The organism is Acinetobacter sp. SwsAc4 (assembly GCF_013391535.1).
Lineage (GTDB): Bacteria > Pseudomonadota > Gammaproteobacteria > Pseudomonadales > Moraxellaceae > Acinetobacter.
This window is the reverse complement of record NZ_JACAXC010000046.1, coordinates 1-11,194: the sequence shown is the minus strand read 5'-3', so window position 1 is coordinate 11,194 and position 11,194 is coordinate 1. Positions and strand designations below refer to the sequence as shown.

The window sequence follows — 11,194 nt, the reverse complement described above, 5'->3', positions numbered from 1 at the left end:
AAAATGTATATCGTTGGCAGAAGAAATTATTTAGACCAATCATCAAAGACTTCATTGATGACTTTATTCTCGATAAAAATCATCTCCTACCACAGAGAATCTATAAATAATAGTGCGTAAGTCCTAATCCTTTTCTTAAAGTATCTGCTTGTTCTTTTGTAATTTTCTTAGATTTATTCAAATGTACTTTGCCATCAAATACATCTGTTGCCATAACAAAAGGAATGCCATTTTCAACATAGTCAGCAGAAGTTGGATGTATTTCTCCATGATTTCCATCCATTGGCTTATCCAAAATATTTTGGTCTACCAAAGATTGAATATTTGCTGAAACCCAATCCCCATTAAAATCTTTAAACCGTAACTTAGGCGCAGACATTACTTCACCTCCGCAAACGGCGAAGCAATCCCAAGCTCGGCGCAAAACTCACTAATCACCGCATCGGTCTTTTGGCTCTCAACTTCCAACGCTTGAAGCTGTTTTGCAATCACATCTAAATCAATCTCGTCCTCAGCTTCAAAGGTATCGACATAACGTGGAATATTCAGGTTAAAGTCATTGTCCTTCACTTCTTTTAAAGTCGCTACATGCGCATACTTTTCAATATTCTGACGGTTTTCAAATGCCCCAATAATATTGTCCAAATGCTCAGGTAATAACTTATTTTGATTCTTCTGCTTCTCAAACTCATTGCTGGCATCAATAAACAGAATATTGTCTTTATGCTCACGGTTTTTCTTCAGCACCAAAATACAGGTCGGAATAGACGTGCCATAGAAAATATTGGCAGGTAAACCAATAATGGTATCAATCACATTGAGCTGTTCAATTAAGTATTGACGAATTACACCTTCACTCGAACCACGGAACAAAACACCGTGCGGAAGCACCACCGCCATTGTGCCATGCTCATCCAATTGATGTAGCATGTGCTGAACAAATGCCATATCCGCTTTAGAGCTTGGCGCAAGTTTGCCATAAGCGGCAAAACGCTCATCTTGTAAAAATAACGGATCAGCAGACCATTTTGCCGAAAATGGCGGATTTGCCACCACCGCATCAAAACGTTTGTTTAAATGCTGCGGACGAATCAAGGTATCTTCTTGCTTAATATCGAACTTGGCAAAATGCACATCATGCAAAATCATGTTCATACGTGCCAAGTTGTAGGTGGTACGGTTCATCTCTTGACCGTAAATCATATCCACGTCTTGAACTTCACGCTTTACACGCAACAACAACGAACCTGAACCACAAGTCGGGTCATAAACAGAACGTAAACGAGTTTTACCTTGCGTCACAATCTTCGCCAGTAAGGTCGATACGGTTTGTGGTGTATAAAACTCCCCTGCTTTTTTACCTGCTCCAGACGCAAACTCACCAATCAGATATTCATAAGCATCACCCAATACATCCGATTCAGTATTGGAAATATCAAAATCAATATCGTCTAAATGACTGAGAACCTTTGCCACAAGCTCATTACGATCACTCGCCGTATTACCGAGCTTAGTCGAGTTTAGATCGAGATCTTCAAACAGGTTGGCAAAATCATCGGCAGAGTCAGAACCCAACGTACTTTGTTCAATGGCTTTCAGCGTGGCAGATAAATCATCAAGAATAAACTGACCTTGACGACCACGTTCTGCAAGCGTGTGGAATAGTTGCTTTGGTGTCAACGCATAGCCCACTTCATCAATGGCATTCTTTTTAATTACTTCGATATACGGTGTATGTTCAGCGTTGTTTTCATCAAGTTCTAAAAAGCCAATCTCTTCACCATCCAGTAATTCATTGGCGAAGTTCACGGCTTTTTCAGATAAATATTTAAAGAAGATAAACCCTAGAATATAGTCTCGAAATTCATCTGCACCCATTTTGCCACGTAAAGTATTAGCAATATTCCATAGTTGTTTTTGTAGCTGTTGCAGTTGTACTTGGGTCATTGTTATTGAAGTCCAAAGAAAAGTATAAAACGTGAATAGTTTACCGAAATTTAATTATTTTTCAGCTACATTTGAAAGATAAAAGACATAGTTTGTCGTGCTTATTCTGGTTTTTCTCTTTGAACATCATATCTGATCAATATCCAACCCATTTACAATCTTCCACCATGATTTAGTTGCAATGTGATAGAAAATTAACCATTAAAAAATACTTATTCATAAAATAATTGCTTAGGGACACCACCTGTCCATCAATCATTGCAATATAGCTTCACAAAACAACAAAACAGACTTGTTTAACGTGGAGCAAAATATGAAAGGTACAATTTTAGATTTTTCAATTCAAACCAATACTGGGGTAATTTCAGGCGATGATGCTGTTCGATATCATTTTTTAGGCAGCGAATGGAAAGAATCAGCTTTACCACAACGTGGTATGAAAGTCGATTTTGATACTAATCATTTAAATCAAGCAATTGCTATATATAAAGCTTTAGGAATAAATACCTCCTCCACGTTAAGCACGTCTTATTCAGAAAAACCTGAAGAAAATTTTAATCTTTTTGACTGGTTTATGAAGTGCCTAAAAAACTATGCCAATTTTAATGGTCGAGCAAGACCTAAAGAGTTTTGGTTTTTTTATCTAGGCTTAGTTATTTGTAATATTCTTTCAATGATCATTGATGCAATTCTAGGAACAGAGATTGTATTTTATGCCATCACAACGCTAGCATTAACTATTCCTTTTCTAGCCGTTTCTGCTCGTAGACTACATGACACAAACCGTTCTGGATGGTGGTATCTGATGAGTCTCACGATTATTGGAATCATTCCTTTAATTATTTGGTGGGCGCAATCAGGAGACAGCCATAATAATCAATACGGTGAACCAACTTTATAACTTTTATGCCTACATAATTTTCCAGTTATGTAGGCTTTTTTAATGGAATCCTATATGAAACCCTTTATTTTTACGCTTATGCTACTCAGTAGTGCAACTCTATTAACTGCATGTGACAACATTAAAAAATTTCTGCCACACGCTGAAAATGAGAAATCTGAACAATCAGTTAAAGCTCAAACTGAAGAAAAGGCTGTTCAAAATAAGCCTACTCTTCAAGGCATTGAAACTTTGGTTGATAATAAAGTTGCTGAATCGATTAAATTCTTAAATGAAGAATCCAGACGTTCTGCTACAGATGACGATTATTTTAAATATGCATTAAACGCAAAAAATATTATTAAGTCCGATCTTAATCAGGATGGAAAGACTGATTACGTTGTTGAGGCGAGTTTCTGTGAGGAAACAAACTGCCATTCGACAACTATGACCTATGAAATTTTTATTTTTACCACCGATCAACAAGACCAGATCAATTTTATTACCGATCTAAATCTGGGTTTGGACGCTAAAGTCACCAACATCAGTAAAGATGGAATTATTACGATTGAAAATCACGAATACGCAGATGATGATCCATCTTGCTGCCCATCAATTGTGAATACTCAATCTTACGCACTGGTTGGCAAGAAACTAGCTTTACTTGCTAATCCATAATTTTAAAAAGAGGAAATGCCAATATTGACATTTTCTCTTTTATTATCTTTTAAATGTCCAGTTACCTAAATTTGTATTAATTTGAATTTCAATGATTTTATCCAAGTTACAGTTATTGATATAGCCTCGATAGGTATGACCAAAGCTTAAAGTGACAGGCATTTTAATTGAATTATCAATTGCACTACACTGTCCCCGATTGAGAATCACTTTTTCAATCACCACTTGATCTGTTGTCGATTGAACATCAATCATACCTAAGCCATATTCAGCCCATGCAGGGTTTAATTGTAAGTCGATTCGCACAGGCGCTTCTTCGGGAATTTGAGGTGCTTCCATTTCCTCTACACTTTCATTTTCATAGCGGGTTAAGCCGTCTGCACTATATTGATCATTGGTATCATTAGCAGGCTGTGTTTCCTGAATCATTTCAGCCTTTTCAGTGGAATCTACATTGGGCTTATTGTTTGAGGCATCCTGACACCCAGCGATAAGCAACAGACTCCCGATAAGATAGTATAATCTCATTGAATAACCTTTTATTTTTAAAAAGAATTAGGGTTCTTATTCCGAGAAAATGAAATAAGAACCTATATAAAGATAAAATTAGAATTACATTTCAGGACGAAGTTTGATGCCCTGAATTTTACTGGTTATTTTTTTATTGGCAGCACATTCCACTGTGGCAAGTAATTTGTCATTATTGGAGACTTCAACGCCAGCCGTATATTGCTGAGACATTTTATCCAGACTTTCATTGACCCGATATATGGTTTTTCCATTCGGAATATTAATCGCATAATTTTCATAGCGACCAATGCCCTGCCATTGATAGGTGGTGACTTTATTGCGAGGAACTGTAATCGCCAACTCTGGTGTAGCGTTTGCCTTACCAAATGAATAACTAATCGTATTGCCTGCATCACAGACCTGAATCACTTTGTTATTGGTCGTTGTACACATGAAGATCGTTTTGGTCTGACTTGGGCAAGCTGCGAATAATGAATGGCTACAGGCAGCAACGGCAAGTCCGATGATTAATTTTTTCATTTTAGAGCCCTTTAAGTTTCTTATTGATCGTGGCAATATTTTTGTTCACCAAATGGTTCATCATCACCCAAGCTAAGCGCTGATACTTTCTGGCTTTTTAATTGCTTGGTGGTTATGTCCCCACCCCAAGTATTAAAGATCAGATTGATTGAACCCTCTGGACCACTTCTCACCACATAGTCTGCAATTGCACCCTCACCCCAGCCCTCATGGTAGCAACCGTATTTAAGCTTTTTTTCAATGGTGCTAATGCTTTCTTTATTAAGGAAAATCTTAATACCATCTGTATATAAATAATCAGTAGGCACGTTTCCACTTAATGTTGCATTACTTAAGCCATATTGATCAAAACGAGCTGCGATCTTATTGCCATTTTTTAGCTTCCAGATAACGAAGTCAGAATTTTTTTCTGTGGGTTTGCCCAGTTTGCTTGTAACCGTTTTTAATGAATCACCCACTGTAAGCTTTACCCCATTTGCGGAAATAAAGTCATCTGCAAAAACAGATGTAGTTGTAGCAAGTAAACTTGCCAGTAAAATAGATTTTGATAATTTCATTGAATAAACCCCTTGTTGAATTATCTTTTTGGTAAGGCTTTAGTATTGGGTATAGAATGGACAGGTTGTGTCCCTGTCCTTATAAAATTTTCTTTTTATCAATTATTTTACGACTGGATAAAATGGTTTTCCCCATGTTTTATCATCTGGATTTTGTAGCATCACTTTAAGCATTTCAGGAATCAACGTAGATAAAATATTACAAGCATCTTTTAGCTGACTACGATTAACAGTACTGTTAAACGTTGCACCGCCATGCATAATCTGATTGCGTAAAGTATAGAGATGATTAAACACTGCAATTAAAATTTCAGGTGTATCTTTTTGTGTTAAAGCCTCCAGTGCCTTTTTTCTATTTTTCTCAAAACTAGCTATCCAATCTTGTTCAGTAATTAAACCATTGTGATAATCCCAAAAAGGCTGAAAGGTAAATTGGTTATTCAGCAAAATACGGATACTGCCTGAAAATGTATTCCACACTGTATAATAAATTTTTTGTTCTTTATCTAAGTGACAGATACGATAAATAAATTGTACAAATGCCCCCTTATCAGCACTTCTTAAACCAGCTCCCAAATCTTTGGCATAAGCAGCATTAAAACTAATCCATAGATAAATAAATTTTGAGTCTAAGTCCTGCTCTTGCTGAGCTTGTTCAGCTCGTTGTAACCAGCTTAGTGAGCGATGAATCCGTAAACGAAAATCCTCATTAAAATTTTCACGGTTTTGTTTAAAGGTTTGCTGGATATCCGAAAGCATTTTTCTTCCCAATCTAAAAAACTAAATAGGTTGCTTACCCTAAAATAAACAACCTCAATCCACTGAATTAAATGCTTAATTGAATAATACGGTTATTATTGGTTTGCTGGCGATGAACATCATCCAAACTCTGCGCCGTACAGATTTCAATTTCATTTGGTGAAAGTACTTTAGCAAATACCTTATGACCTTGGATATTACCCGATAATCGTAAGTTTTGTTCAAACACACCTTTATCACCACGTTTAACCTGATTTTCAAGTGCTGCACTAGATGAAGTTGTATAGCCCATAACCAACACACCATTGAGGGGCTTACCGAGTTCCGCCCACTCCTGATAAGTCTGTCCACGATGAATTGCCACTTGCAAAGTATCTCGTCTAAATGCACCAATAAAATATTGGAATGGACTATCGGTATTATCCTCCGCAGCATGGTTGACGACTTTTAGTGTTTCCCCAGGGCATAAACGTAACAACCCCAACGCTACCCCTGTTTTAGCGGTTGGTGCATACGCGTTTTTAGGATCAGCATCTAAAGGTAAATGAATTTCAAGATCAGGCAAATCCTCAAAAATCTCTGCTAAATCTGTCAATAACAATTGATGTAAGGCTTTAGATTTCTCATCATCTAAACGCCCAAGTAGCCCTAACACAATTCGTGATCGACTTGAATTTCCAGCTAAAAGAATATGAATCAATTCAGGTAACTTTTGATGCTGTTGTTTAAAGGCAACATTCATGGCAATAAAGAAATCTTTTAAACCCTGACGAATACGATTTTCCAAAAAGGTAATTAATTCTTTTTCTTTAATATTAATAGCACACTGTACAGTTTGACCATCTTTATCAATCAATAAAAATTTTTCTTCTCCCTCTGAATCAAGGCTTTTTCCAGCTTCCCATAATGGTCTTAATTTAGACATCATCAGCGTAGTATTGGTATAGGCAGCCTGTGTTTGTGCAATGAGTAGTTCTGAACCTGCAAAATTTTCTGCATCCAATGGTTTGGTAAATGCAATTTTATTTTTATTACACTCGCTGCTATTCGCTTGAAATACCAAATACGCCAAGTTTTCCAGTAAATTTTCACCACCTAAAAATTGATCACCTGATGAACCAAAATGTTCAATCACATAATCCCATCCCTCATCATGTTCTTCGTCATTTGGATTACGATAGAAACCATAGTCAAAATCGGTTGTACCACCACCGAAGTCAAATACAGCATAAGAAACACCACCATCATCAGGTTCAATTTCCAGACGCTCTAATGCCGCAGCAGCAAATGCAGCAGGTTCAGAAGCCAACTCCTCTACGCTAAAATCATTAAAGCGTTCATCATAAATCAATGATTCAGGCAAACTACGTTGTAGTCCTCGGCGAAATGCTGCCAATATTCGGGCTTTCACCTCATTGGAATATTTAACAGGGAATGTTAAGTAATAATTGAGGAAGATACCTCTTTCTCGCCAGTTAATGGTCATTCCCAAAAACCATGCATAGACTTCGATTGGGTCAAGTTGTGGGTAATCTTTACCGATTTGAATTGGCTGACCTTTGACAGGATTATATTCAGTTAAAGGTTGTAGTTGATATTCATAGTCTTGTTGGTCACGTAAACGAACTTTCGCTGTTTGTTCATTCCGCAATGCCCATTGTTTTAAGCGAGCAAAAATACTACTCACTACTTTGGTATTACTATTATTGTTGCGTAGTGCCGCTCTTGCCTCATGTGAACAATGAATATTGTCCCAATTTACCAATGGACGATAACTTTCACTCTGCCATTCTTTCAGAAAGTTTTGTAAATCCAGAAATTCTAAAACAGTCGGGTTTTCATATTGTTGATCAGTAATGGCATCTTTGGCAAAATCTTTTTCCTGCATCCCAATACGCAATAATTCATCTTTACCATTTTTACGAATGGCAACCACCGTACTACTTGTACCAAAATCAATTGCGACATTGGCTTCCCGAATATCCAAAACAGGGTTACGATCACGGCAGAATTGTTTGGATTGAACTTTTGTATATTTACCCTGTAAAGCTTTAGGAACAAAAAATTCCCACATGCCTTGTTCAACATCAGTAAATTTTAGAGCGTCAATTTTTGGTAAGCGTGTGCTGATATAGTCAATACTTTGCCAGACTGCAATTGGATCAACTTGTGGTTTATAGTCGTATTTCTTTTTAGGCAGTTTTTCCAAATACTCTAAATTTTTATAAAAATCTTTAAGTGGTTTATCCATATAAGTGGTTAAAAAATTTCTCAGTTTTGGATAATTACCTGTTGGTATTGCAAAAGGATTTTTTAACCAATAGTCCTTATTATTTATAAATGTTTGGTAAATATCATGGCTTAATTTAGATTCAGCAACGCATTGGTCTATATCAACCTGTGGCACAGTAATAAAATGAGGACGAATTTTCCATTTTTTATCAGAAAAATTTTTTAGTGCAATACTCGTTGTTGGCTTTTGTTTAAAAAATGAATTTACAGCTAAAACTCTAGAATTATTGTAACAATCATTACGTTTAGATGTTGAGTCAAGATTCAATGTATAATTATCTTGAGTGAGAAAATAACAATAGTCATCTAAGCGTAAATTACTACCTCTTTTTAGTGGAAAGTTTTTAGGTTCAATAATTTTCCATAGTTCACCATCTAAAGGCACACGCCAATCATTTAACCCACCTAATTTTAAAGGTGCTAAATCTTGATTCGCTTGCTGTTGATAACTATAATAATATCTCAGATTACTCGGCTGCCCCTGCCATAACAAACCTGTTTCTCGATCAAAAATCATTTCCCCTTCATTAATCCACCAATAACGATATTTCTCAAAATATTCTACGGCTGTATCAGTCGCTTGTTTTAGCGTTTTCGCATCTTCTACTTTATCCTTTTCAAGTGCGATTGCTTCTGCTGTAGCAAGCAGCTTTTGATGTTTTAAAGTTGGTACAAAAGTTTCAAAACTTTGACTCATTTATGTTCCCCGATTTAACTATTTCTCAATTTTGATGTTTGGTTGGGACAGGTTATGTCCCTATGACAATTTAATTTGCTGTAAATTATTACCACCCGTTACTTGTATGTCGTCCAGATCAGTTGCTGAACACAATTCAATCTCACTTGGAGCGAGAATACGAGCGAAAACTTTTTGCCCTGCAGTGTTGCCAGCAAAACGGATACGCTGATCAAATAGACCTGTTGCTCCCCGTTTCATTCCTTCATCCGTTAAGGCTTGAGCCAAAGAACTATAAAGTAATAGGAAAATCCCATCTTCACTCACAGCACCAATCTGCTGCCATTGATGGTACGCATCGCCACGTTTTATCATGACTTCAAATACCCCACGTTTTTGACGACCAACATAAAACTGGAATGGACTATTTGCATCATCATTTGTTTTGGCATGGTTAATGACTTTTAAGCCCTCTCCAGGGCAAAGGCGTAATAAACCCAATGCCACACCTGTTTTTGCAGTAATGACATCATGATGTTTAAGGTCGGCATCTAGTGGATAATGAATTTTAAATTCAGGAATATCCTGACCAAAAATTGTGCTTAGATTTAATAGTGTGGTTTGGTTTTGATCTTTTTTTTCAATACCCACTAATAATTCTTTCACCAATTTGGAACGACTAGCATTTCCTGCCAGTAAAATATGAATGATTTTAGGCAAAGCTTGATGCTGTGTTGTAAATGCCTGTTTTAGCTCTACAAAGAAATTAACGAAGCCTTGATAGATACGGCATTTTAGATAAGATAATAATTCATCTTGTTTGACCGTAAATTGACAATTGACAACCTCATTTTGTCGGTTGAGCAACTTAATATCCAAAGCTCCTGCAAAACCATCCGCAAATTGCCCTTTTTCCAAAAATGGACGTAATGCTGCCATTAATAAAGACGTGTTGGTATACGCCATTTGACTATCATCAATCAGTTGTTCATGACCTATAAATTTTTCGGCATCTAATGGCTTAGTAAAACTCACTTTTTGCTTACGGCAAATGTCCTGATTATCTTTAAAGACGAGATAAGCAAGATTTTCCAGTAAGTTTTCACCGCCTAAAAATTTGTCACCCGATGCGCCAAAGTGTTCAATCACATGATCGTATAAATCTTCTTCCTGTTCATTTGGTTCTCGATAAATACCATAATCAAAATCGGTTGTACCCCCACCGAAATCAAATACTGCATAGGCAACGCCTTGTTCAGTCGGTTCAATATTGAGTTTTTCCAAAGCTGCGGCTGCATAGGCGGCAGGTTCAGAAGCCCATTCCCGAACACTAAATTGGTTAAACTGTTCATCCGCAATTAAAGATTCTGGCAAGCTCCGCATTAAACCACGGCGAAAAGAAGCAAGAATTTTATTTTTTACTTCAATTGGATATGCGACTGGAAACGTCATGTAATAATCAAGGAATATGCCACGTCCTCGCCAATTGATATTCATACCCAAAAACCAAGCATAGAGTTCAATTGGATCAAGTTCAGGGTAGTTTTGATTGATTTGAATCGCTTGCCCTTTAACAGGGTGATATTCCGTTAATGGTTGAATTGTATATTCTGTGCCTTGTTGGTCAGTAATCACAACTTTGGTTTGTTGAGCATCACGCAATGCCCATTGTTTTAAACGTGGGAATATACTTGAAATAACCTTGCTATCTGCTTCCTTATTATTATTTAAGCTGGCTTTGGCTTCATGCGAACAATGTACATGATCCCAATTGACCAAAGGACGATAGGCTTCACTTTGCCATGAGGTTTGAAATTCATTAAGGTTTAAAAACTCTAAAATCGTTGGGTTTTCAAATTGCTCTGCGCTAATCGCTTTATTTAAGTCTTTTTCCTGTATTCCAATACGCAATAATTCATCTCGTCCATTTTGACGAATGGCAACCACCGTACTACTTGTACCAAAGTCAATTGCAACGGGTGCATGTTGAATATCCAAAGCAGGATTTCGACCACGTACAGAGGTTTCGGACTGAACTTTATTAAATTGATGTTGTTGTGATTGTGGAGCGTAAAATTCCCATAGACCTTTATGGTTATCAGTAAAAACTGGAGCATCTATGACAGGTAAGCGAACAGAAAAATAATCAATATTTTTCCATGCTTTAAGCACATCTATTTGATCTTCCAATCTAGCAAAATCTAATGGTTTATATATTAACCTACTTCTCTGTATACGTGTTAAAAAAACTTTATTGTGACCAATCACTTAGCTAAGAATCATAAAATTAGTGATTTATTTCGTCATCTTCAAGTTGGTCAAACAGAATGTCGTAAACGACGTATTTGGGTTGGT

The 11,194-nt window shown here is 36.7% G+C and carries 9 protein-coding genes and 3 pseudogenes; 4 read left to right on the top strand and 8 right to left on the bottom strand.

Annotated features, from left to right (window positions below; genetic code table 11):
- Window positions 1-110: pseudogene (locus tag HYG88_RS14670) on the top strand (IS701 family transposase); the annotation flags it as partial.
- 8 nt (window positions 111-118) lie between these two features.
- On the opposite strand, the pseudogene HYG88_RS14665 reads toward HYG88_RS14670, so the two are convergent.
- Both HYG88_RS14665 and HYG88_RS14660 read right to left on the bottom strand, forming a co-directional pair.
- A pseudogene (locus HYG88_RS14665) lies at window positions 119-379 on the bottom strand (hypothetical protein); the annotation flags it as partial.
- A complete protein-coding gene (locus tag HYG88_RS14660; RefSeq protein ID WP_178883357.1) occupies window positions 379-1,947 on the bottom strand; it encodes a type I restriction-modification system subunit M in 1,569 nt (522 codons plus the stop codon). The pseudogene HYG88_RS14665 and the gene HYG88_RS14660, both read right to left, overlap by 1 nt.
- Before the next feature lie 313 nt (window positions 1,948-2,260).
- Here HYG88_RS14660 and HYG88_RS14655 point away from each other — a divergent pair, with 313 nt between their 5' ends.
- On the top strand, window positions 2,261-2,848 hold the full coding sequence (locus HYG88_RS14655) for a DUF805 domain-containing protein (protein ID WP_178883356.1): 588 nt from the start codon (window positions 2,261-2,263) through the stop codon (window positions 2,846-2,848).
- Between the two features lie 54 nt (window positions 2,849-2,902).
- A complete protein-coding gene (locus tag HYG88_RS14650; RefSeq protein WP_256731799.1) occupies window positions 2,903-3,505 on the top strand; it encodes a hypothetical protein in 603 nt (200 codons plus the stop codon).
- Window positions 3,506-3,547: 42 nt separating this feature from the next.
- Here HYG88_RS14650 and HYG88_RS14645 read toward each other — a convergent pair whose 3' ends face one another.
- From HYG88_RS14645 to HYG88_RS14620, 6 genes are all read right to left on the bottom strand, one after another.
- The gene (locus HYG88_RS14645) at window positions 3,548-4,033 is read right to left on the bottom strand and encodes a hypothetical protein (protein ID WP_178883354.1); all 486 of its coding nucleotides are present in this window, start codon (window positions 4,031-4,033) and stop codon (window positions 3,548-3,550) included.
- Between the two features lie 84 nt (window positions 4,034-4,117).
- Window positions 4,118-4,555 (bottom strand): hypothetical protein, encoded by a 438-nt coding sequence (locus HYG88_RS14640; RefSeq protein WP_178883353.1) that lies wholly within the window; start codon window positions 4,553-4,555, stop codon window positions 4,118-4,120.
- A 20-nt stretch (window positions 4,556-4,575) separates the two neighbouring features.
- Entirely contained in the window at window positions 4,576-5,112 is a 537-nt protein-coding gene (locus HYG88_RS14635; protein WP_178883352.1) for a hypothetical protein, read from the bottom strand.
- A 102-nt stretch (window positions 5,113-5,214) separates the two neighbouring features.
- Window positions 5,215-5,871, bottom strand: coding sequence for a HEPN domain-containing protein (locus HYG88_RS14630; RefSeq protein WP_178883351.1), 657 nt, complete (start codon window positions 5,869-5,871; stop codon window positions 5,215-5,217).
- 67 nt (window positions 5,872-5,938) lie between these two features.
- Window positions 5,939-8,860, bottom strand: coding sequence for a hypothetical protein (locus tag HYG88_RS14625; protein ID WP_178883350.1), 2,922 nt, complete (start codon window positions 8,858-8,860; stop codon window positions 5,939-5,941).
- Window positions 8,861-8,920: 60 nt separating this feature from the next.
- Window positions 8,921-11,029, bottom strand: a complete 2,109-nt coding sequence (locus tag HYG88_RS14620) for a hypothetical protein (RefSeq protein WP_178883349.1) — start codon at window positions 11,027-11,029, stop codon at window positions 8,921-8,923.
- Window positions 11,030-11,083: 54 nt separating this feature from the next.
- Between HYG88_RS14620 and HYG88_RS14615 the strand changes: the two are divergent.
- A pseudogene (locus HYG88_RS14615) lies at window positions 11,084-11,194 on the top strand (IS4 family transposase); the annotation flags it as partial.

Coding starts and splice junctions, on each gene's coding strand:
- HYG88_RS14660 (WP_178883357.1), bottom strand. CDS start 1,947: ATGACCCAAGTACAACTGCAACAGCTACAAAAACAACTATGGAATATT.
- HYG88_RS14655 (WP_178883356.1), top strand. CDS start 2,261: ATGAAAGGTACAATTTTAGATTTTTCAATTCAAACCAATACTGGGGTA.
- HYG88_RS14650 (WP_256731799.1), top strand. CDS start 2,903: ATGAAACCCTTTATTTTTACGCTTATGCTACTCAGTAGTGCAACTCTA.
- HYG88_RS14645 (WP_178883354.1), bottom strand. CDS start 4,033: ATGAGATTATACTATCTTATCGGGAGTCTGTTGCTTATCGCTGGGTGT.
- HYG88_RS14640 (WP_178883353.1), bottom strand. CDS start 4,555: ATGAAAAAATTAATCATCGGACTTGCCGTTGCTGCCTGTAGCCATTCA.
- HYG88_RS14635 (WP_178883352.1), bottom strand. CDS start 5,112: ATGAAATTATCAAAATCTATTTTACTGGCAAGTTTACTTGCTACAACT.
- HYG88_RS14630 (WP_178883351.1), bottom strand. CDS start 5,871: ATGCTTTCGGATATCCAGCAAACCTTTAAACAAAACCGTGAAAATTTT.
- HYG88_RS14625 (WP_178883350.1), bottom strand. CDS start 8,860: ATGAGTCAAAGTTTTGAAACTTTTGTACCAACTTTAAAACATCAAAAG.